At 46.5% G+C, this 22,766-nt stretch carries 15 protein-coding genes; 4 read left to right on the top strand and 11 right to left on the bottom strand.

Features of this window, described 5'->3' with window-relative positions; translation table 11 throughout:
• Window positions 1–4: 4 nt before the first annotated feature.
• The 7 genes from QUB44_RS00735 to petP all read right to left on the bottom strand — a co-directional run bounded on the left by QUB44_RS00735 (window position 5) and on the right by petP (window position 7,175).
• A complete protein-coding gene (locus tag QUB44_RS00735; RefSeq protein WP_333361882.1) occupies window positions 5–412 on the bottom strand; it encodes a HEPN domain-containing protein in 408 nt (135 codons plus the stop codon).
• Window positions 402–794 (bottom strand): peptidase, encoded by a 393-nt coding sequence (locus QUB44_RS00730; protein ID WP_333361879.1) that lies wholly within the window; start codon window positions 792–794, stop codon window positions 402–404. The genes QUB44_RS00735 and QUB44_RS00730 overlap by 11 nt, the downstream gene beginning before the upstream one ends.
• 100 nt (window positions 795–894) lie before the next feature.
• Window positions 895–2,223 carry a hypothetical protein gene (locus QUB44_RS00725; protein ID WP_333361876.1) on the bottom strand — a complete coding sequence of 443 codons (1,329 nt, stop codon included), beginning with the start codon at window positions 2,221–2,223 and terminating at the stop codon, window positions 895–897.
• A gap of 170 nt (window positions 2,224–2,393) precedes the next feature.
• The gene (locus tag QUB44_RS00720) at window positions 2,394–2,819 is read right to left on the bottom strand and encodes a hypothetical protein (RefSeq protein ID WP_333361873.1); all 426 of its coding nucleotides are present in this window, start codon (window positions 2,817–2,819) and stop codon (window positions 2,394–2,396) included.
• A gap of 6 nt (window positions 2,820–2,825) precedes the next feature.
• A complete protein-coding gene (locus QUB44_RS00715) occupies window positions 2,826–5,534 on the bottom strand; it encodes a CHAT domain-containing tetratricopeptide repeat protein (protein ID WP_333361869.1) in 2,709 nt (902 codons plus the stop codon).
• Between the two features lie 160 nt (window positions 5,535–5,694).
• On the bottom strand, window positions 5,695–6,789 hold the full coding sequence (locus QUB44_RS00710) for a Get3/ArsA fold putative tail anchor-mediating ATPase NosAFP (protein ID WP_333361866.1): 1,095 nt from the start codon (window positions 6,787–6,789) through the stop codon (window positions 5,695–5,697).
• 185 nt (window positions 6,790–6,974) lie between these two features.
• Window positions 6,975–7,175, bottom strand: a complete 201-nt coding sequence (petP, locus tag QUB44_RS00705; RefSeq protein WP_333054278.1) for a cytochrome b6f subunit PetP — start codon at window positions 7,173–7,175, stop codon at window positions 6,975–6,977.
• 612 nt (window positions 7,176–7,787) lie between these two features.
• Between petP and QUB44_RS00700 the strand changes: the two genes are divergently transcribed.
• Both QUB44_RS00700 and QUB44_RS00695 read left to right on the top strand, forming a co-directional pair.
• On the top strand, window positions 7,788–8,951 hold the full coding sequence (locus tag QUB44_RS00700; RefSeq protein ID WP_333361863.1) for a FecR domain-containing protein: 1,164 nt from the start codon (window positions 7,788–7,790) through the stop codon (window positions 8,949–8,951).
• Between the two features lie 686 nt (window positions 8,952–9,637).
• A complete protein-coding gene (locus QUB44_RS00695; protein WP_333361860.1) occupies window positions 9,638–11,452 on the top strand; it encodes an adenylate/guanylate cyclase domain-containing protein in 1,815 nt (604 codons plus the stop codon).
• A gap of 142 nt (window positions 11,453–11,594) precedes the next feature.
• Here QUB44_RS00695 and glsA read toward each other — a convergent pair whose 3' ends face one another.
• Window positions 11,595–12,521 (bottom strand): glutaminase A, encoded by a 927-nt coding sequence (gene glsA, locus QUB44_RS00690; protein WP_333361857.1) that lies wholly within the window; start codon window positions 12,519–12,521, stop codon window positions 11,595–11,597.
• 449 nt (window positions 12,522–12,970) lie between these two features.
• Here glsA and QUB44_RS00685 point away from each other — a divergent pair, with 449 nt between their 5' ends.
• Window positions 12,971–13,312 carry a hypothetical protein gene (locus tag QUB44_RS00685; RefSeq protein WP_333361854.1) on the top strand — a complete coding sequence of 114 codons (342 nt, stop codon included), beginning with the start codon at window positions 12,971–12,973 and terminating at the stop codon, window positions 13,310–13,312.
• Here QUB44_RS00685 and QUB44_RS00680 read toward each other — a convergent pair.
• Both QUB44_RS00680 and pap read right to left on the bottom strand, forming a co-directional pair.
• The gene (locus QUB44_RS00680) at window positions 13,309–14,388 is read right to left on the bottom strand and encodes a YdcF family protein (RefSeq protein WP_333361851.1); all 1,080 of its coding nucleotides are present in this window, start codon (window positions 14,386–14,388) and stop codon (window positions 13,309–13,311) included. The two genes, QUB44_RS00685 and QUB44_RS00680, sit on opposite strands and share 4 nt — an antisense overlap.
• 270 nt (window positions 14,389–14,658) lie before the next feature.
• Complete coding sequence (gene pap / locus QUB44_RS00675; RefSeq protein ID WP_333361848.1) at window positions 14,659–16,146, bottom strand: polyphosphate:AMP phosphotransferase; 1,488 nt, start codon at window positions 16,144–16,146, stop codon at window positions 14,659–14,661.
• Window positions 16,147–16,900: 754 nt separating this feature from the next.
• On the opposite strand from pap, the gene QUB44_RS00670 reads away from it, so the two are divergent.
• Complete coding sequence (locus QUB44_RS00670; RefSeq protein ID WP_333361845.1) at window positions 16,901–17,884, top strand: GNAT family N-acetyltransferase; 984 nt, start codon at window positions 16,901–16,903, stop codon at window positions 17,882–17,884.
• A gap of 124 nt (window positions 17,885–18,008) precedes the next feature.
• Here the strand turns inward: QUB44_RS00670 and QUB44_RS00665 are convergent.
• A partial coding sequence (locus QUB44_RS00665; protein WP_333361842.1) for a Calx-beta domain-containing protein occupies window positions 18,009–22,766 on the bottom strand: 4,758 nt, incomplete at its 5' end.

Raw genomic sequence — 22,766 nt, 5'->3', positions numbered from 1 at the left:
CGGATTATTCAGTTAAGTTACTTAACGCTGAAATAATATTCTCAGCTAGCACTAGCGCATTTCTGGCTTCTTTTTGTAAGTTAATAAATATAGTATCTTCATAATCAGCTTTATTCCTAAGTTCTCTCAATCTGTTTAAATTTTCACCTATTTTGACCATGTTTTTCTTTTTAGTTGGGTGGTATATAAATTCTTCTGCTACATATTGATGTTCGTTGATATCGCGATTCTTACGAAAAAGTCTTGGGTCTTTTTCAATGTCGCGCAAGTAATTTCGCGCTAGGCAAAATGTCGAATAGTATGCTCTACTTATCACCGATCGCAACTTGGCTTCCCTGTTAGCTGAACTGTCACTATTCGTGGCTGCTAACTCTTGAGCTAAATTCAAATATTCAGACCAATCAAATCTCATTTGGCTCCCATTCAAGGCTAATATGTAAATCATTTTTGGGGGCAGCTATTTTAGCTTCGAGCCACCAACTATCATCAAGGATGTTTAACTTTGCAAAAGCTTCATCGACTTCGAGTTTAGTGTAGATAGCAATCCACAGCGAGCGCCAGTTGGCAATTTCTGGATCTGTTTTCACTTCCAAGCCTAATCTTTCCGTAGGAAATAGTTCTCTAATTTTAGAGTGAGCTTCTAAAATTAAACTTATCATCACTTGTTGGTCGATGATTAACTTAAAGGCTTCTAGAGGTTCTCCTACTGTGTAGAGACTTCTTATTTTATTGAAATCGGCGATTAAATCGTCAAAGGGCGTCGTTTTAATGGTTGGCTCTTGGATGGCAGTCATAATCGTTGATTGGGAGTGCTTTGCTTGTTAATATTTTAGCAACTACGATCGCTATTTTGTAAGGAGGTGCGGCGCGATCGCAATTAGGTCGTCAACCTAACTAACGCCGAAAAATGCGCGGCCATACTACTATAATTATCGCTGTCAGCAGACTAGCTGCTACTCCAGATAAAATACTAAATCCCATAATTACCCTCAATCCCGAACCCGGATCGAAAATTGGTACAAACGTATTTATGGCAGTATTGATAGTAGGATTTGCTTCGATTTCCGTTTTAAAATTGGCAGCCGCAGAACCTACAGTACCAGCAGTAGACAGCCCGACTCCGACTATACCGACTATTGTCTGAAAAGTGCGATCGCTCTCAGCTTTCCTAATCTCTACCGTACCTCTAATTGTATCAGTCAGACTCCGCAATATTTCCAAACAAGGACGAAAATTGTCAATATCTTTTTGAATTTGCTTGGGATAGTGTTGTTTAGCCCGATCGCAAAAATCCTGCAAAAACTTCAAATCATCAGTAGGTCTAGCCTTGGCTTTAATTTCTGCCAGCTTAGCCTCATACTTCTCCAGATTAACATTAATTGTACTATGTTGCAACTCCAAATAATTAAGGTCGATCGCAAACTCCGATAATTTTCCCATCGCCTCCAGCAGTTTCTTGAGATTGAGTCGAGAAGTATTCCTCATCCCCACAATTTGGTTGTAATTACTCACCAACCGTTCTTTTAACAGTAGACTGTTCTCATAAGCCCAGATAATTTTATGGCGGAAGCACAGCAAATCCAGCCAATTAACATAAAAATCCCTAGCCCATTCCTGACAAGCCGCTTCATCGGGATACAAAATTACCAGCAGTTGACAATTCTCCTCAATCTTATCGCCCCAAAACTCAGCTACTTTCCCACCTAAAAACAGACCGCTTCCTTGAGAAAAACCATCTTTTTCAAACAAACTCTTGTAAACCTGTTTTGCAAGTTCTTCCGCTTCCAAATCAGTCCCAGATTCCAGCGAACCCGAAAGCATCCAAGTTTTGCCGATATTTTCCAACTTCGGTGGTTGGGGAATTAAATATTGCAAACTTTCAATCAGTTTAATAACTTGGTCAGGTTGATACTTATCATCAACGTAGCCATCAAATAAAAGTTGGTAATTATCGCTAACATTCCAGCGGCGGTAGCGGCCCTTAACTTGATGGTTGTTCAGGTTTCCTGTAAAAGGTAAATCGGCTACTGTTTCCTCATGTAGCGCCAGAAATTTTTGTTTTTGTTGCGGGGGAATAGAAACATTTAGCTTTTTGTGCAGTTGTTCAGACAAACTCGCTAAAAATCTGCGGTAAACTTTCCGAGTTTCCGGTTCGCCGACACCCAACCCTTGTTTGAGAGTGTAGCTAAATAAATTCAGGGTAGGGTCAACTAATTTGATCATAAAATATGTGATAAATGTCGCTTGTTGTCGAGTCTCGATCCCCCTAAATCCCCCTTAAGAAGGGGAGTAGGGGTTGACTTTGAGAACACTTTTATATCCCTCTTACAAATCATGACTTGGAACACTCTTGTCCCCCCCTTCTTAAGGGGGGTTAGGGGGGATCGAGAGGACTAAAACCTCAACCGATAAACCCGTTCAACCAAATCACTAGCCTTTCCCAACAACCTCCTCGCCACACTCTGCGGATTAGAATTAGTCAAAGGAGGAGCCAAAAAATTATTATAATCATCAGTCTGCCGCAAAGGAGCATTTGGATCTATTTCACCAAGAAATTTATTTTTTTCCTTCGCCCTGTCAAGGTTCTGCAATTCCTGATAAGCTTTCTTAAAATCTTTTTCAAAAGCAGCATCTTTTTGAGCTATACTAATAAGTTTATCTGCTTTCTGTAACTCGCCACCGACCAAAGCCTCGCCAACTTCATTCACTTCAGCTATCAACTCAGGCGAAAGAGGTTCTTCAAATCTCGCGAGGGCGATTAAAAAAGCTTTGGGCGCAAACTGATCGAATTCTGATGAAGTAGATTCTTGAGAAGTCATATTATTTTAGCCGTTGCCGGTGATATTGAATGCAGCCCAGTGGTAAGGATGCTCGTAGGGTTTCTCCTCTATTGTATCTAAATTTTCTTGCAGGCGCGAGGCTTCCATTTCAAAGAAGAATAGGATAGCAACTTTACTGTCAAACTCAGCCTCTCTCAGCAAAGGCAGCAACTCTCCGGCGTACCACTCGCCTAGCTTACCATTCGTGAGTTCTCTGAGCCAATCTTTTGCTTGTTGCAGGGCTTCCGGCGGCTGGATTCCCTGCTTCCATAACTGGTAGAAATAAATCATTAACAAAGCGCTAGAACGTTCGTCCACTCGCCACAGTGTGCTGATAATATAATTAGTCTCCGGCAAAAAGCCGCTGGCTATGCCCACGAATTCATCGATTAACTCGCCTTTCTTGGTGATGCCGGTTTCGCAAGCGCTGAGACAGACTAGGTAATAATTGACAAGTTTTAACTGTAAAATGTCGGTCAATGTCAATTCTTCGTCTTTGGCTAATATTAACGCCGAAGCCTCGGATTTTTCGGTGTTGTGGTAGGCGTGACCTGTATAATGAAAGATGCCGCTATTGGCTTTTAGTGCTTCAATAATTGCGGTTTTAGTGGTTGCATTGGAGGCGCGCTCAGTCTGGTTAATTTGACAGATGGCCGCTGCTTCTATTTGGGTGAATTTTAAGGCGCTTTTGCCTTGTGAGTGCTCTACCATCAACAGTGAATTTGGCGCAATTTTCGTGGGGTTTTGCTGTTGCTGTTGGATGGCTATTTGAGCGCTGGGGAGGCGGGTAACCCTGCGGATTTTGATTTGCCGAGTATCTGTAAAAGACTCTGCGAAAAAGGGAGGAAAAAACAGAGAATCTAGGGGGAGGAGGTGCAAGTCGCGGTGGGGAATTAAGATTAAGTGTTGGATATTGGTGAGGTGGGTACAAATTTCGGGAATTTTGAGTATGTCAGCGAGTTGTTGCAATTGCGCTGTCATTGACTCGCGCCAGGGATGGGATTCTTTGCTTTGCTGTTTGCTGGTAGTTTGGCCGTAATTTTGATAGTGGGTTTTCCAGTTTTCCAGCCATTTTTCTAAACTCTGACTGTTGCGCTTTGCGAATATATCGGTGACTGGTGTGGAGATGACTTCAAACTTTTCTAGGGTAATGATAAAAGCAGTCAGGGAAACTGGGCTGAGATGCCAGTAAATAATTGCCGTTTCGGTGTTGTTTGCCAGTAAGTCTCGGATTTGGGGATAAGTCGGGCTATCCGTGCGGTTTTGTGAAGTTGCGCGCATCCATTGCAGGCAAAAGTTTTTCCGCAATTCGGCTTTTTCCAGTGCTTTTACCTTGTGGCCAGACTCGACGAGAATATCGACTTCTAGTTGGTAAAGTCCGGCAAACTTGCGCTGGAGTCGCAGTTTGATTTCGGGGTGAGTTTGATTGTCTAAAATTAAGTTTTCTAACACCGTAGTAGCTTCAGTAAGGTACTCTGTGGTTTTGGCATCTCCCAAGCTGCGGCAGACGGTAATTAAGCCTTGCATTACTTCTAAATAAGTTTCGGGGATGAGGGGTGATCTCAAGAATTCGCGGGCTTGTTCGTAGCTGGCTTTGGCTTTGTGGAAATATTCAAAATAAGTGGTTGTTTGTTTGCCGTGTTTGTAGTGGGCAGAGCCTTTTTGCTGGTGCAATCTGCCGCAAGCGAGGCGATAGTCGCGGTTGCTGGGGAGATATTTCTGCAAGCCTTCATCCCAGTTTTGAATGGCTTCAATGTAGCGCCCTGAGTTGACAAATGCCAAACCTCGATTTGCCCAAGCTTGCCACAATTGATCGCCTGTAAATTCTAAGGCTGTCTCGTAGGCTGCGATCGCCTCACTGTTACGGCCCAAACCTCTTAGGGCATTGCCCAGCCCGCACCATGCCTGGTGGAATTTGGGGTCAATTTCTAAGGCTTTCTCGTAGGCTGCGATCGCCTCACTGTTGCGGCCCAAATCCTTTAGGGCATTGCCCAGCCCGCACCAGGCATTGTCGAATTTGGGGTCAATTTCTAAGGCTTTTTCGTAGGCTGCGATCGCCCCTTCTAAATCTCCTGCATTATCACGAGCGACTCCTTGCTTAAATAATTCTAGAGCCTCTTGACTGATTCCTCTTGCTATAACTTCTGACTGCGAGATTGAATCGCGTTGGTTATTCGCGGATAAATTATCTGTAGAAGAAACACTCAAACCCTCCCTTGCTAACAATCGAGTAACAATATTTTCACTTATAACTGATGAATCATCCGCAGGATTCCGACTCAAACTCTCCCCAGCCAACACTTCCCTGCCGATATTGCCAGCCACCTCACTAATTCTCCCGCAATTCATCTCACCCAGCCGCACCATTCGCCTACCCAATTCTAAATGCGTTTCCGGCGATACCAGCAACCTGTCTCCAAATTCTTGCAGCCAGTTTTCCCACTCAGCATCTTTGATTTTGCAGCCGATTAAAAAACCTTTAATTTCGCCCCGACTCCAGCCTTCTTCAACACCCTCTAACAGTGCCATGAATTTCTGTTCGCATTCCCCAAAAGAGCGAATCGGAGTTGGCTTTGGCGGTGGGGGTGCAGGTTGTTTGCGGAAATGTCGCTGAATTTGCCGCCACAGATTGAGGATGCGTTGCCAAATTTGTCGGAACATTGGCTGGGTGGGTGATGTGTTGTTGGAGATTGTAGCATAAGCAACGGAGGACACGACAATGCCGTCTCCCTACCCTCGATTAATTGTAGGGAAACGGCACTGCCGTGTCCTGACTTAGGTCGCGGAAGATGCGGCATTGCCGTCTCCCTACCCCACATAATTTTCTGGAAACTAAGGACTTTAGTCCTTACTAGAAACGATCTTCTTTCTTACCCTAAAAAGAAATAATCAAGTAACCATTCAGGAACTTAGCACCAGTAACAGACTTCCCAGTCAGCGCCGGAGGCAGCAAAATATTGCGCCGCTGATCGCCCGCTTCGATCGTCACTTCCGGCCCGGATTGAATCAATTTAATTTCTTTCTTGTCAAACCCAGGCAAAAACAAACTAACTTGACGCTGTGCAATGTTTATGTTAATCGGTTTAGGAGCTTTTGCGGCCTCCGAAAAATCTGGCAAAGCATCAATTAGCGGCTGCCAATTATTGTCACTGTGCGCCGGAACCGAAACAGCCGTCAAAGGCTCAAAATCGGCAGTAATAGCTTCTGTAACCGGTGCTTGATTAACAATGACACCGCCCACAGTCAAACTAACTTGTTGAGAACTTCCCCAAAGATAGCGGGCAGTTGCGATCGCACTTGCATCCCCAGTCGTCACCAAAAAAGCCGCCGTGCGGTTCGGATCTGCCAGCGCTTCCTTACCCTTATCCAAAAGATTATCGACTTGCTTAGTAGATTGAAAAGCATTGTCTCCCGACAAATCCACAGTCAACACCGTACTGACAACCGGTTGAATAAAAGGCGACAAAGCTTTACCCAAATCCGAATCTACCAAAGCTTGACGGAACCTGCGGATGTACCAACTCAGAATTTCCGGCATTCCCAGCATCCGCAGCGTATCCATGCCGCCATTGCCGTCATAAACAATTACATCGTATTGTTTGCTGTCGTCGTATTCCCGAAGTTCGTTCAACGCCAGCGCGCTGTCCATTCCCGGTAGCACTCCTAATTCTTGACCGTAAATCTGCTTGAAAAACGGAGTGCGGACATATTGAGCTTCTAGTTCTTTAATTTCGTCCCACCTGCGTTCTAGCAGTGGCGCGCTTTGCACCTGAACTGCTTTGAGGTTGGGGGCGATTTCCTGGGGGCTGAGAGTCAGGGGAACCCCTAGCAGAATACCCAATGCAGGGCCTGGATCTTGGCCGAGCAGCAGAACTCGCTTGCCTTGAGCCGCATATTTTTTAGCTGTTGCGATCGCGATCGTACTGCGGCCAGTGCCGCCTTTGCCCAAAAATGTCAAAATCAAAGCCATTTTCTGTTCTCACTGCCAAAGCTTACTCTTTAACATTTAAGCGCAACCTTCAGCCAGAGTGGGGGAGGGGGGACAGTGGAGGAAGAGGAGAGTCGGCGAGTCGGAGAGTGGGGGAGGGGAAGAATTGGGAAAATTTTTCCTCTTCCTTCTTCCTTCTTCCTTCTTCCTTCTTCCTTCTACATCTGTTAAACGGGTTCTAGCTCATCTTCAAAGAACCAAGTCGCAAAACCGTCAAACTTGACAACCACGCCTACTCCGCTACCGTCAACCATTCTGAATCCGTCAACAGTACCTACTGGATTCTCCTTTATCTTGCCCACCATATTTGCAGGTATCCGATCTCTGAGACGGCGCACCTTCACTCTCTGACCTACTTCTATTGCCACTGAAATTGTTCTCCTGCTCTATATAACCTATATACAACCGTTTATTTTACAGTTTGGCGTCTACTTCGGAACAGCAACACCCTCCGTCGATCGCTCCCTATGATTTTCCATCGAAATTTCCACCAACTTTCCCTAAAAGACGGTATTCTAGTCGGAGTTGGTTGATCGTGTACCCTGATTCGCTTAGGTTTGCTTCATAATGTTCCACAGCGGCAAGCTCCACTGGCAGAGCCTCCGCACCACTTAGATTATTATTTTTTATTGCTTCGCAAAAAGCATCTTTTTATTAATTGCCACAACTACAGAATTTATCCCCAATTAGTCATCCTTCCGGCAGAAGCCAAAAGGCATTCACAGGCAGTAATTAATTTTATGTTTGCTATATAGAAATCTGCGCTCTCTAACGTTGACATCGGCGAAAGTTGATGCTGCAGAACACTTTGAGTCAGCTTGGCACAAAATTCCGAAGGTCAGAGTTTAGGAAACTGCCATGTTGTAACAGTTTACTAAAATATGACCCTAAAAAAAAGTTTTAATGCTAAACTTTCAGGCTGATAAAGTTTATTTTTGCTGCTGTGTTACGGCATAAAAAATGGAACGATTTCCGGATGTATGCCGTCTGATACAGGAAAGGAAGTCGAGGAACTTCAATATGACAAAATTGAAATTATGAATAAAATTTTTACGTGTGGGCGATCGACCAAAATTCCGCTCCTAAGTTTGTCCTTGGCTGTGCTGGCGAGTCTGTCGCCCTTTCGTGGGACGATCGCCAGCCCGCTCTCTCCATCCCCCAAACAGCCGTCTAACCCTACTAAAATTATCTCAGTTGATCGACCGCTAGCACTGCCAACCGACTCAAACTCTCCAAAAAATCCGGCAACTGTGGCGGCGAATCCATCCCCAGCACACACGATAAACGCCCAGGGAACAGCGGCCGCGCGATCGCTCGAAATAGAAGAAATTCGCGGTACAGTCAGTTTTAAAGGGCGGCCAGCGGTCGTGGGCGATCGGCTACTTGCCCCCGGAGACGAAATCATCACCGGCCGCAATTCCACAGCCCGTTTAGGCATCGACAACAACATCGGCATCGTGGAAGTTGGCGAAAAAACCGCAGTCAGAATATCCAATTTGTCAAGCAGTGCAGGTGGCGAAAAAGACACAGCCATTTTTGTTAGCAGGGGGCGAGTCAGGTTGTCGATCGGCAAAACTGCTGCTGCAACTCCCGCAGCCAACACCTCAACAATTATCCCGCCGAACCAAATAGCCGCCCTCAATACCTTCAGCGGACTCGGCAAATCCAGTCAAATTGCCCAAAAAACCCGTTCTGCCAAAACTGCCCCAGTTAGGGTTGAAACCCCAGAAGGTGTTGCCGGAGTTCGCGGCACCTCCTTTGGCGTCAGCGTCGGCGGGGGCAAAACCGCAGTCGAAACCATTGAAGGTGCAGTCGTAGTATCCGGCAACACTGACTCGGAAGTAGTTGTCAACAGCGGCAACGCCACGACAATTTTCCCTCAAACCTCGCCCGTGGCGCCCTCCGCGAGCCCTCGCCTAGCTCAACTCAAAGTCCGCAGGTTGTTGAGATTCAGCGGCAATATCTATCGCCTCAGCGGTCAAATTAACCCGATCGACACAGTTTATGTCAACGACGAAGAGATTAAGATCGATCGAAAAGGCAACTTCAAAATCCAAGGAATTTTACCTCCAAGCCGTCGCCTTAAGATCGTAGTGCGAGGCCCGTCAGTCACAGAACGGCATTACAGCCTCGCAGTTCCCTAAACCACCGAGCTCAGACTAAAATGCGCGCGCTGTCTCTGAGGAAGTGAGTTAGATCGTAAGTCTTATTTGAGTTGATTATTTCCTGTAGAGGCGAAGTATTTCGCAGTGAAACTCCGTAAGCGCACGCACAACTAAATCTTACAATTTACAATCAAGAGGGGTGCAATTCTTGTAGGGTGGGCAAGGGAACCAGCAAAAAAATACAATTTAGATGCCCAACAGATTAGTCAAAATAAAGAAACTTTGCCCCAAAGCTTCGCCCTTACGGTATGGTAACAATTCCTACCTCTAATATCGTTTCCGATTGCATCGAAATAATCAAATCGAGTCAACAGTTAACACTCAACCATTCTGTTTTTATATACAAAGTCAAGAGTCAACAATCAAGAGGAGTGCAACCGGAATTGATACAGCATATTCCATGTAGATGTAGATCGCGATCAACCGGGTTTAGAGCAACAGAATCAGTAATTCGAGAACTGTAAAGAAACCAGGTTTACGGGTTGTAATTCATAAACCTGGAATACGCTTTATATAGCAATCCTCGCATCATTTGTGAATTTCTTACTCCCTCCCCTTGATAAGGGGAGGGTTGGGTGGGTAAAAAAATACGACTCGTGCAAGGATTAATAGAAATCCTCTCCAATGTCGGACTCGAATGTCAATGATTGCCTCAAATTAATTGCATGAAGTTCCAAGAATGGATTGATAATCTCAAACAAAATAAACTGCTCGGCTTGCGGCAATATATAATCACAAATCCTCCCTGGATGACAGGGACAGTAGTAGGTATAATTTCTGTACTCATGCTGCAATTGGGAATGTGGAAACCCCTTGAATATTTGGGATACAAAACCCTATTTCAAATTCGAGAATCGGGAATTTTGCCAAATCCCGGATGGGATCAGAGAATTGCGGTAATTGCGATCGAACCGCATTCCTTGCAAGAATACGGTCAATTTCCTTGGCCCCGCAACCGCTACGCCCAACTGCTAGAAGCACTGAAAAAATCTCCCCCTACAGCAGTTGGTTTTGACATTCTTTTCCTCGATCCAAGTCCGAAAGATGATATTTTAGCCGCTGCAATCGCCGCCAACGGCAAAGTTGTACTCCCTAGAACCCTTAAAGAAGAACCAGTAGCATCTTTAAAAGCAGCCGCCGCAGGTGTCGGCCACATCAGCCAAGAAGCCGATAGCGACGGTATTACCCGCGAGTCAAAAATCTTTCTCAACGGGATTCCTAATTTCGGTTTAGTAATGACTCACAGGTACAATGCTGCTAATCCCCAAAATCCAGTATTGATCCCACAGTCCAAAAATAAACAGGACAAAAAAGTCTGGGTTAACTGGCCGGGAAAAACTAAAAATCTACCTACCTATGCTTTTGTTGATGTCGTAGAAGGTAGAATTCCCGCAGATGCTCTGACTAATAAGTTAGTTTTAGTGGGCATAGTTGCTACCGGTTTTGACCCCATATCTTCACCTCTCAATAAGACTACGGCTGGGGTTTATTTATATGCAGCATTGGTTGACAATTTGCTCAATCAACGCTTGCTACGGCGGCTGCCGATACTGCTAGAAATTTTGTTATTGTTGGGGATTGGCCCGCTTACCGCTTTGGTTCTGGGCAACCGAGGTGTTAAAGAGAGAATTGCGATCGCTCTCGGTTTGCCTATAATTTGGATTGGGGCTGCTGCTTTGTTATTTGGCTTCTTTTTTTGGTGGGTGCCGATTGCCGCACCTATCGGCACCCTCATTTTATCTGGCACTGCTTTGCAACTGCGGGAACAGTACGAAAAGCAGCAGTTGATGAGGTTATTTGAAAAGCACGTCGATCCAGAGACTGCTCAGCTTATTTGGCAACGCAAAGCTGAGATATTTGAACAGGGAGAACTGGAACCTCAAGAACTTACAGCAACGGTGCTGTTTATGGATATTCGTAGTTTTACTTCGATTTCCGAAAAAATGCGACCGCGAGATTTACTCACCTGGTTGAACAATTATTTGGAAGCGATGACTGACTGTATTATGGATCACGGTGGCGTTGTAGATAAATACATCGGTGATGCAATTATGGCAGTTTTTGGAGTGCCTTTTTGCCATACCGAATATGCAGAAATTCAACAAGATGCTTTGAATGCAGTTGCGGCTTGTATTGCGATGCACGAACGGCTGCACCAACTTAATCAGCAGCTTAGAAGTGAACACAAACCTTTAATTAAGTTTGGCATCGGTTTGCATACCGGGCAGTTAGTTGCTGGCAGCGTGGGCGGTTCCCGGCGTTTGAATTATTCTGTGATCGGCGATGCTGTCAACGTTGCTGCTAGATTGGAGGCGATGAATAAGGAAATTGTTTCTAACAGTCCTTTTAATTTGTTAGTGACGGCGAGGACTTTTGCTTACGTGCGCGATCGCTACGAAGGCCAAAAAGTAGGCTCAATTCTATTGCGTGGCAAAAAAGAAGAGACTGTGGTTTATGCTATTTTGGGTGAAAAGCATTAGTTATCGGTCATTAGTCATCAGTTATTAGTCATTAGTTATGATATTATGTCGGATTGATTAGACCCAATTACCATCACCAATTACCAATTTTTTTACCCAATTAGTCGGGGTAATTAAAGGGGAAATCAAAGTGCAATCTCATCTAATCAAATACGCTGAGCCGCAAAGTTTTAGCTATTTTTTCTAACAGAAATAAGCCACCGATAGAATTTCCGTCTTTATCGAGGGGCGGACTGTAAAAGCCGATCGCCCCCTGACCCGGAATAACCGACAGCATTGCCCCGCTAACTCCCGACTTGGCCGGCAACCCCACCCGCAGCGCAAAGCGGGCGGATGCTTCATACAAACCGCAAGTTGCCATCAGTGCTTTGACTGTACGGCTGTTTTCGCCGATTTGTCGATCGCCACTATTTACCAAAACCATCCCCAGCTTCGTTAAATCCTCCACATTTCCCGACAAACAGCAAACGCGATTGTAGGTTTCTAAAGCAATTTCCGCGTTTTGAATATAACCAGATTCTACCATTTTCAATACGAGATTCCAATTATTTTGATTCGGATTTGTCTTCACTGAATCGAGCATTAACTCGTCAACAAATAACTGACTGTTTGCCTGTTGATTGAACCAATCGAGCAAGTTTTGACAGCGGGACACAGCATTTTGACCAGGAATCAAAGACGCTAGGGCGATCGCCCCGCTATTAATCATCGGATTTCTCGGCTTCCCTTGGTCTATTTCGAGTTGAGTTAAGGAATTGAAAGGCAGTTCCGAAGGCTCGCAGCCAACGCAGTCAAAAACCGTTTTTTCGCCCAATTCGCACAGCAAATAAAGCAGCACCAAAGGCTTGACTACACTCATCAGCGGGAATATTTGAGCAATACTACCCCAGCTCAAAAATTGACCGTCAATTGCCCGAATTTGCACTGCAAACCCTTGTCTGTCGGCTTGCACTAGGAGAGGTATGTACGCAGGGATTTGACCAGATTTACTGCGATTAATTGCCTCTTTTGCCCAAGCTTCCAGTTGTTCCGGTTGCAAGGAAGATAGTTGGCTGGTGGAGATTTTCACTCTCGATTATTTCGATCACTTTAAATTTTAGATTGGCATTCCTGGCGCAATAGTGAGCCAGAAACCCCGTTTATTAACCGAATTGCGTCACTTGGGCCCGCTGCGGAAAGAAACTGGGTTTCTTCGGGGAGATAAACCAAGCTCGAACTTCAGGCTATTGACGTTTCGGCCCGCCGGTAGCAAATAAATTTTTCATAAAAAACCTGTACTTTGCATAAAAATCTCCCCTTCACCCCGATATATAAGTAGCAGCATCAAGGCAACGCTGCTAGCCAAAACAAACAAGCACTAGCTGGAAATGCCTTCAGATTCTTATGTTTAAGCCCCAGCAAGGGGCGGGGTGCATATTTAACTTAATTCTTTCAGAGTTCGTGCAATCCTGTCCGGAAAACCCCCGAACCTTTAAGAATGTACTATCCAACCGGATTCACCAAAACCAGGATAAAAAAATGGCAGATGAAGCGAAAGCAGAAGCACCAAAGCCCGCTCCCATGATTTTTAAGGGTGTGTGCAAGGAGGGAGTTCTCAAAGGCAAAGAAATTGAAGGCAAACTAGATATTAAAGTCAACGTAGAATCTGTCACAACCCCAGAAGCAAAGCCCACAAAATCCCCGTGGGAGCCAGTTATCTTTTGGGTATTGTTTGCAGTCATGGCAAACTTGATTGTCGGTGACCCCGCCGGAATGAGAAAAAACAGCTCCCCACAAAGGTCTCATTCTCATCAGATTTTAAACCAATCTGGGGAGCAGTCGCTGTTGGCTAAGAAAAACACCAGCAACTCGCCACTTTAGGCCCTGGGAGCCTGCCAGCCGCGCAAATAGTAATAGAAAGACCCGAAATATTCATCGAATACTCGCGTCGTAGTTACCAAAGCTTCTGCACTGGGGAGAAAATCTCCCGCGTCTAAGCGGAGTCTACTGGATCTCCCTCCTGATGTGGGTTGAAAAGTGTAGAAGTCGGTAGCCCTAGGAATCACCTGGATTCCCATATTCGCAAAAGCGAGGCTGGCACGGCGCATCTGAATCGCAGATGTTACCAGGATTACTTTGCGCGGGGCGCCACGGCTGTCGAGTATCTTTCTCACTTCTTGGGCGCTGGTGCGTATGTTGCTGCCGTTATCGTCGAGCACGATACTGCTGCGCGGCACGCCCATGTTGTTTGCCAGCAAAGTCTCGATATCCTTCGCTTCCCCAACATAACCCTCCAACTCTGGTCTGGGGCCAGCGGTAACGATGACCATCGGTGCCACTTTTTGGCGGTACAAAATGGCAGCATAGGGCAGGCGATTGCCTGTATCTGTCAGTTGAATCGCTACTCGGTTGGGGATGTGGGGCTGAGTGGTTCCCTTGCCCAGGAGAACTATCGCCGCGGCAGTTTCATCGCAGCAAGCTGTGCGGACGGCGGCAGCGGCGTCCCGTTCTGCTTGTTCGGCGAACCAGTAAGCGACAACTGGCATACTCGAAAGAATTAAAACTAGCAGGGCTGCCAGGATCATTCTCGGCGCCGGGTTGCGGATGCCCCCGTTCGTGATCAGCGCCGATGCAATAACCAGCAGAGTGATGGAAAAACCCAGCGGCTTAAAGAAGAAGGCTATGAGCCCGAAAATCGCTGCTCCGACCGGGGTGTCTGGTGCAAAAAAAGCTAGGATCAAAAGGCTGATCAGTAGCAAAACGCGCAGCCGGTCTAATAACGGATTGTCTTTGCCCCCTGATTGATCCCACCACGATTTGATCAATGAGAACAGGAGGAATAGAAATAGAATGCGAGCTAACAGTTCTGGCATCTTGCAATATTCTGTGTCTTCATAAATTAGTACAGAAGTTTTGGAAACGAGCGCGAATTTAGCTGCGGGAGGAAATACGGGCATCGGTGGTTTTTAACTTTCGCTAATAACGCAGTCCGATCGCATTTATCCTGATGCTCGCTTCCGGTCAGCTATCAATCATTGGTTGCAGGGTGAAACCCGCTACTTCCATTCACAGACTGCTGACAGTTAATTGGTAATTGATAACTGGTAATAGTTGATTGATAATTGGTAATGAATCGAGCACGCCGCAGGTGAAATTGGCAATTCAACTCTGCTTTCTGCTGCCTGCTTTTTTTCCCCATTACCTCTTACCCATTCACCAATCCCAATTTATCGGCGCTTCAGTTGATTCCGAATTGCCTGCGTTACCGTTTGAATTACTTTAACACGAGCATAATACTTGTTATCGGCCGCAATTAGCGTCCAGGGAGCAAGCGGCGTGCTGGTGCGCTGAATCATTTGATTCACCGCCACTTCATAATAATTCCACTTTTCCCGATTTCGCCAATCTTCCTCGGTGAGTTTGTATTGTTTAAATGGATTGTTTTGCCGCTCTGTAAACCGCTTTAGTTGCTCGTCAGGACTGATGTGCAGCCAGAATTTAACTAAGACACAACCGAAACTGGTGAGTTGCTCCTCAAATTCGTTGATTTCCTGATAAGCTCGGCGCCATTCGGGTTCGGTGGCAAATCCTTCGACTCGCTCGACCAGCACTCTACCATACCAACTGCGATCGCAAATGCTGATTTTACCGGCAGTTGGCAGCCGCCGCCAGAACCGCCAGAGGTAGTGATGCGCTTTTTCTTCGTCTGTCGGCGCCCCAAAGGCATTAACGATGTAACTGCGGGGGTCTAATATGTCCGTCAAGCGTTTGATTGCTCCTCCTTTACCGGCGGCGTCCCAACCTTCAAACATGACTAACACGGGGATTTCCTCTTCGTAGATGCTTTGTTGCAGTTTCCCAAAACGGGTTTGTTCCTCGCGAAGTTGCTGTTTGTATTCGTCGGGCGACAGCGATTGAGTTAAATCTACTTGGGCCAGCAAGTCGGGTTCGGTAGGTTGCAAGCTTTCTTGAGATCGCAATTCTACGGGTGCAGATTGCATCGGCAGTCTGTCTAAGGCTTCTGTAATTGTCGCTGCCATTTGCGTTAAAACTTTGACTCTCGCCCACCGTTGACAATCGCCTTCTACTAGCGTCCAAGGTGCGGGGCCCGTGCCGGTTTGGGCTACCATTTCTTCGGCAAAAGTTGTGTATTCTTCGTATTTTTTGGCTTGTTTCCAATCTTCGGGTCGCACTCGCCAAGCTTGTAAAGTGTCGTCTTCTAGTTTTTTGAGCCGATGCTTGAGCTCTTTTTTGCTTAAGTGAATCCAAAATTTGGCAATTGCCGCGCCCTCATCAACCATCTGCCGCTCAAAGGCATTGATTTGCCTGATGGCTGTCGGTACTTCTGCCTCGGAGACTCGATCGAACAATCGGTCCTCTAAAATGTGAGTGTACCAACTGTGGTAGAAAAAACCGATTTTGCCGCGGGCGGGGAGTTTCTGCCAAAACCGCCATAGGAAAGGATAGCCCATTTCTGCATCTGACGGCGGCCAAATCGGGTGGACGGCAAACCCCCGCGGGTCCATGTACCCCACCATTTTTTTGACCAGCGCGCCTTTACCGGCGGCGGCCCAGCCTTCGAGGACGATGATTGCGGGCAATTTTTTTTCCCTGCAGGCCAGTTGGAGCGATCGCAACTGTTGCATTAAAATTTCTATCTTGGCATCATAGGTTTCTTTATCCAGGGAAATATCTAAATCGAGGTTGTCGAGCATATTTACCTCATATTAATCTGTAAAAAACAGTTTAACGTTAGTTTAACGTTTGGATAAAATTAAATACTAAAGCCCGGAAAAAAAGTCATAAAAACTACAGTTACGGCCGGTTAAAAGCGCGGTTCTTCGGCAGAATCCAGGCTCTCGTTAATAGTAACAGAACTTCTATTACATTAAACTTGCAAAAAAGAAACGCAGCGGTTATAGTTGAACTAGGCAACTTTTTAATAGGTTCAACTTCTACCCTCCCCCAAGCGGGCGAGTTAACAAGAGGAGCAACAAATCCCTGAAACAGGATTTATTGTAAGACAGAGCAAAAGTAAAAACCAACTACCCAGTGGGGGTGACAACTTCTTTACTTAGCTTCATCCAATTTATTTAAACAACAGTTAGTCAAGCACCAGCTTTGATAACTTTGAGGAGGCTGCTTGCGAACATTGGGCGCTCCTCCAGTCTGAGACTCACATACAAAACTAGCCCAAAAAGGCAAACCAATTTTTATGATTGCGCTATGAGATAAAACCTGAAAGCCTGGGTGATATAAACAGGTTTCTGAGTTTTATCGACACCATTCTCAAATACTAAAAACAGTTTAGGTGCGGGCTCGCGTGCCCGCCCCACAAGAGTATTTATTTCTTGTGGAACAGGCCGGAAAGCCTGTTACTGACGTTTGTCCAAAATGTCTGAATTACTGTACTTGTTTGCCCATACCAATTAAGAGGAACAGTCCGAAATTACGGATGGCAAGTTTTTTATGAATATCTTGACAACACGCTCCTACAAGGGCGAAACTGACTGGTGCGCGATCGCAAATTTGATCGATGCTTGCGAAGCCGTAGATAGACTCGGCGAAGAAGTCTCAGCAACTGAACTCAAGCTAATACTGGATGCACCCAAACTCGACCAAGCCCGCGACGTGCAGTTGTGGGAAGATGGTAATTACAAACTAATTGGCTTAGCACTCCTAGATATGCCAGATTCGCCAGAGGAAATAGACGCTTGTCTCTGGTTTTACGTGCATCCAAATGTACGAGACGAAGGTTTAGAAAAAGACATAATTAAGTGGGGAGAAAAGCGACTGCGCGAAGTAGGAAAAGAACGCAATTTGCCGGCAAAATTGCGTTCCTACAGCCGCGAGGATAAAACAGATGAGATGCGGCTGTTAGAGAAACAGGGCTTTGAGGTCGATCGCTATTTTTGGACAATGGCCCGATCCCTCGCTGAACCCATACCCACACCGGAATTTCCGGCAGATTTTGCGCTGACACATGTATTAGGAGAACAAGACATCCAACCTTGGGTAGAGATGTTCAACCAGTCATTTATCGATCACTGGAATCACCACGATTTAACTGCGGAAACCGTGCGTTATTGGATGCAAGATCCGAATTATCAGCCGGAATTAGACTTGATTGCTGTTTCGGGCGATTCCCTGCGGGATAGCTTCGCTTCACGCAAATTTGCTGCTTTCTGCGACTGTCAAATAAAACCCCAAAAAAACGCCCGCAGTGGCACAAAAGACGGTTGGATTGAATTGTTGGGTACGCGGCGCGAGTTTCGGAAAATGGGTTTAGGAAAAGCGATGCTGCTGGCTGGTATGCACTCCTTAAAAGCGGCGGGTGCAAATACTGCGAAACTCAGCGTCGATGCCGACAGTTTGACGGGGGCGACAAAGCTTTACAAATCAGTCGGTTTCCGCCCGATGGAAACTTGGATCGAGTGGGCTAAGACTGTTTAGAAAAGGTTGGCAGTGAAGGCGATAAGCCCGACGGCTTAGAGAAGTCGGGCTTCTCAAGTGCGATTTTGGGTCAAGTGCCATCGCCCTTTTGATCGAATGGGCGATCGTACTTTTCCTTCCTTTCCTAAATCAGCATGAAATTAGCGGATGTAATCGCATTCGCACTCACTCCAATCATCACACCTAACTCCTCTCCTGTCAAGACATTTTTGATGAGAGTTCCCTGAGTATTTTGAGTGATTGCTAACTGGCTAAAACTCAAGCCTCCGCTTAATCCAATCAAGTCTTGACCCAGGGTAAAATCAGCGATAATATCAAATCCTTGACCAGGGTTAAAGACAAAGATATCATTGCCGCTACCGCCAATCAAACTATCATTGCCTAAGTCTCCGTAAAGGATATCAGAGCCTTTTCCCCCCAGGAGAGTATCATTATCTTCCCCTCCATAAAGAGTATCATTTCCTTCACATCCTCCCAGAATATCTGCTGCTTCGTTACCGCTGATAAAATCATTACCTACACCGCCGCAGATAGTATCGGAACCTAACTGTCCAAACAAGTAGTCATCACCTAGACTACCAAGCATTATGTCGTTACCTTTGCCTCCATATAAGGTGTCATTATCCTTGCCACCATCGATGAAGTCCTCATCTTTATCACCAAGAATGATGTCATTACCTTCGCGGCCATGTAACAAGTCATTGGCTTTGCCTCCGAAGATTAAATCGTTGCCCAATTCGCCAAGAACGATGTCGTTTCCTTCATCTCCATAGAGGATGTCGTCACCTTTGCCTCCGGCGATGAAGTCGTTGCCTTGATTGCCATTAAAGATGTCGTTGTTGGCTCCACCATATAAGTTATCATTTCCGGATTTGGCATCGAATATATTGCCGTTGTTAGTGCCGAAAAATTCATCGTTTTGGGCAGTGCCTAGTTGAATTCCCGATACACCAAGTATGGTGTTTTCAACTGAGTTAGGTTGGTTTAAATTGGGATAGGCAATTTTGTCACAGATGCAGTCGTCGTTGGGGATGTTGTTGGTTGTTGGTGTTGGCGTTACCGATGGTGTTGGCGTCGGTGTTTCTGCAGGGGTTGGTGCAGGGGTTGGTGCAGGGATTGGTGCAGGGGTTGGTGCAGGGATTGGTGCAGGGATTGGTGCGGGCGCGGGTGCAGGGGTTGGTGCTGGTGTTTCCGCAGGGATTGGTGCGGGCGCGGGTGCGGGTGTTGGTGCAGGTGTTTCCGCAGGGATTGGTGCGGGCGCGGGTGCGGGTGTTTCCGCAGGGATTGGTGCGGGCGCGGGTGCGGGTGTTGGTGCAGGTGTTTCCGCAGGGATTGGTTCGGGATCGGGTGCGGGTGTGGGTTCGGTGTCATTGTCAGTATTAGTAACTGCGACATCGTTGGCATTAACACCGCTGTAATTAGTATCGGTACTGGTAGCAGCAGCAGTGACAATGTTGTAAGCAACATTCCCATCTACTACACTGTCATCTACTCCGGTGACAGTGACGGTTTGGGGAGTATTCCAGTTAGCCGATGTGAAAGTTAAACTCGGTTTATCTACAGTACCTTCAGCCGTATTATTTGAAGTCGTCCCAATCGTCACATCTGCTGTAGGCTGGCTATTTAGAACTACCGTAAAAGTAGCAGTTCCCCCCGCTTCTGTGGTTGTTAAACCGCTGGTAGGAGTGACGGTGATGCCTTTGCTGTCATTGTCAGTATTAGTAACTGCGATATCATCGGCATTAACACCGCTGTAATTAGTATCGGTACTGGTAGCAGCAGCAGTGACAATGTTGTAAGCAACATTCCCATCTACTACACTGTCATCTACTCCGGTGACAGTGACGGTTTGGGGAGTATTCCAGTTAGCCGATGTGAAAGTTAAACTGGGTTTATCTATTGTCCCTTCAGTCGTTTTATCGGAAGTCATCCCAACAGTCACATCTGCTGTAGGCTGGCTATTGAGAACTACTGTAAAATTAGCTGTTCCGCCTGCTTCGGTAGTGGTTAAACCGGCAGTCGGAGTGACGGTGATGCCTTTGCTGTCGTTGTCAGTGTTGGTAACTGCGACATCATCGGCATTAACACCGCTGTAATTGGTATCGGTACTGGTAGCAGCAGCAGTGACAATGTTATAGGCAACATTTCCATCTACTACGCTGTCATCTACTCCGGTGACAGTGACGGTTTGGGGAGTATTCCAGTTAGTTGATGTGAAAGTTAAACTCGGTTTATCTACAGTACCTTCAGCCGTATTATCCGAAGTCGTCCCGATGCTGACATCTGCTGTAGGCTGGCTATTTAGCACTACCGTAAAAGTAGCAGTTCCCCCCGCTTCAGTAGTTCTTGTTAAACCACTGCTGGGAGTGACGGTGATGCCTTTGCTGTCATTGTCAGTATTAGTAACTGCGACATCATCCGCATTAACACCGCTGTAATTAGTATCGGTACTGGTAGCGGGTGCAGTGACAATGTTGTAAGCAACATTCCCATCTACTACACTGTCATCTACTCCGGTAACGGTGACAGTTTGGGGAGTATTCCAGTTAGCAGAGGTGAAAGTTAAACTGGGTTTATCTATTGTCCCTTCAGTCGTTTTATCGGAAGTCATCCCAACAGTCACATCTGCTGTAGGCTGGCTATTGAGAACTACTGTAAAATTAGCTGTTCCGCCTGCTTCGGTAGTGGTTAAACCGGCAGTCGGAGTGACGGTGATGCCTTTGCTGTCGTTGTCAGTGTTGGTAACTGCGACATCATCGGCATTAACACCGCTGTAATTGGTATCGGTACTGGTAGCAGCAGCAGTGACAATGTTATAGGCAACATTTCCATCTACTACGCTGTCATCTACTCCGGTGACAGTGACGGTTTGGGGAGTATTCCAGTTAGTTGATGTGAAAGTTAAACTCGGTTTATCTACAGTACCTTCAGCCGTATTATCCGAAGTCGTCCCAATCGTCACATCTGCTGTAGGCTGGCTATTTAGCACTACCGTAAAAGTAGCCGTTCCCCCTGCTTCTGTGGTTGTTAATCCGGCAGTGGGATTGATAGAAATTCCCGCAATATCATCGTCTTGAATCGTGGTGGTTATTGGAGAACCAATAATGTTAGCAGTTCCTGGGGCAGTGGCGTTGCTCAGAGTGAGTGCTAGGGTTTCGTTAGGTTCGGCAATTCGATCGCCCAAAATATCCACCGCAATAGTCGCTATGCTAGCATTGGCCGCAAAACTAATCGTACTGCCAGTAGCCGTGACTCCAGTTCCGGTAACATTGGTGTTGTTATAATCTGCACCGTTGGTTGCGGTTCCCCCAAAGCTAAAATCGATGCTGCTACTTTGGCTAATTTCTCCGCTGCGAGTAACGGTGAAACTTACCGTTTGAGTGCCGCTATTTCCCTCAGTGATGCTAGCGGTACTGCCGACAACGCTGTAAGTAATATCGTTATCGGTAATCTGTGCATTCACCGGCCCGATCGCCAATGTTGTTGGATAATTGGGATCGGTACTGTTGGTAATCGCGTGGGTTAGTGCACCGGTATGGTTGTTTTCTGGTAGCGTGTCATCAACAGCACGAACGGTGACAGTTTGGGGAGTGATACCATTAACATTTGTGAAGGTTAGAATTTGCGTGGCAGCAAAATTCGTTCCATCTAGGCTAACTTCTGCTTGAGTATCCGCCGTCACGGTAATGTCAACATTGCTGGTGGGGAGGGTGTTCAATTGTAGGGTATAAGAATCGGTAATTCCCCCTTCTGTTACTTCGGTACTGCCAGCAGATTGAGTGACGGTAACGCCTGGAGAGTCGTTGTCTGTGTTGGTGACATTGACATCTTCTGGGTTGAGATTGTTATAGTTTGTGTCGGCTGTGGTGGTGTCGGCAGCGGTGATAATTTGGTAGGCAATATCACCGTCAGCCACTAAATCATCTACGCCGGTGATGGTGGCAGTTTGGTAAACGTTCCAATTGGTGGAATTAAAGGTGAGGTTAGCGGGTAAAACTGTTCCTTCGGCTGTGTTGTTGCTGGTTAAGCCAATGGTGACATTAGCTGTGGGTTGGCTGGTTAAGCGGATGTCAAAAGTGGCTTGACCACCGAATTCGCTGGTATTGCCGCTAATCGGGAGGATTTGAAAGCCAGCAGTGTCGTTGTCGGTGATGGTGAAACTACCTGTGGTAGTGGTTCCTAATTGAATGCCTGCCGATGGGCTGCTAATGGTGAGGGTGGCAGTTTCGTCAATTTCGGCAATTTGGTCGTCGCTAATGGTGAAGGTGACTTGTCCGCTGGTGGCGCCATCGGCGATGGTAATTTGGGTGGGAATGGTGCCGGTGAAATCAGCAGCCGTTGCTGTTCCAGTTAAGGCTAGGTCAACGGTTTGGTTGCCGGCTACGGGTGCGTTGGTAGTAGCGGTGACGGTGATGGCGGTGGTTCCGGCTTCGGTGCCTGCGTTACTGCTAACTGAGAGGTTGACGTTCGGGAAGTCGTTGTCGGTAATCGCAATACTTTGAGTGATGTTTGTTCCCAACACTATCCCAGCCGAAGGATTGCTGATAGCTAAAGTTGCGGTTTCGTTGCCTTCAATTAAAACATCATTGACAACGGTAAATGTTACTGTTCCTGTGGTTTGTCCGGTGGGAATGGTGATGGTTGTACCGCTGAGGTTGTAGTCGCCTGGGGTGATATTTGTTCCTGTTACGCCTAGGTCAACGGTTTGAGGGCCTGTAACTGCTTGAGATGCGGTGGCGGTGACGGTGATGGCGGTGGTTCCGGCTTCGGTGCCTGCGTTACTGCTGACAGAGAGGTTGACGTTGGGGAAGTCGTTGTCGGTAATCGCAATACTTTGAGTGATGTTTGTTCCCAACACTATCCCAGCCGAAGGATTGCTGAT

Origin of the sequence: Microcoleus sp. AT3-D2, assembly GCF_036705715.1 — a bacterium.
Lineage (GTDB): Bacteria > Cyanobacteriota > Cyanobacteriia > Cyanobacteriales > Microcoleaceae > Microcoleus.
This window is presented reverse-complemented; position numbering and strand designations above follow the sequence as displayed.

Excerpts from the sequence above, each read along its gene's own strand:
- QUB44_RS00735 (WP_333361882.1), bottom strand. The coding sequence starts at position 412 with ATGAGATTTGATTGGTCTGAATATTTGAATTTAGCTCAAGAGTTAGCA.
- QUB44_RS00730 (WP_333361879.1), bottom strand. The coding sequence starts at position 794 with ATGACTGCCATCCAAGAGCCAACCATTAAAACGACGCCCTTTGACGAT.
- QUB44_RS00725 (WP_333361876.1), bottom strand. The coding sequence starts at position 2,223 with ATGATCAAATTAGTTGACCCTACCCTGAATTTATTTAGCTACACTCTC.
- QUB44_RS00720 (WP_333361873.1), bottom strand. The coding sequence starts at position 2,819 with ATGACTTCTCAAGAATCTACTTCATCAGAATTCGATCAGTTTGCGCCC.
- QUB44_RS00710 (WP_333361866.1), bottom strand. The coding sequence starts at position 6,789 with ATGGCTTTGATTTTGACATTTTTGGGCAAAGGCGGCACTGGCCGCAGT.
- QUB44_RS00700 (WP_333361863.1), top strand. The coding sequence starts at position 7,788 with ATGCCGTCTGATACAGGAAAGGAAGTCGAGGAACTTCAATATGACAAA.
- QUB44_RS00695 (WP_333361860.1), top strand. The coding sequence starts at position 9,638 with ATGAAGTTCCAAGAATGGATTGATAATCTCAAACAAAATAAACTGCTC.
- QUB44_RS00685 (WP_333361854.1), top strand. The coding sequence starts at position 12,971 with ATGGCAGATGAAGCGAAAGCAGAAGCACCAAAGCCCGCTCCCATGATT.
- QUB44_RS00680 (WP_333361851.1), bottom strand. The coding sequence starts at position 14,388 with ATGCCCGTATTTCCTCCCGCAGCTAAATTCGCGCTCGTTTCCAAAACT.
- pap (WP_333361848.1), bottom strand. The coding sequence starts at position 16,146 with ATGCTCGACAACCTCGATTTAGATATTTCCCTGGATAAAGAAACCTAT.
- QUB44_RS00670 (WP_333361845.1), top strand. The coding sequence starts at position 16,901 with ATGAATATCTTGACAACACGCTCCTACAAGGGCGAAACTGACTGGTGC.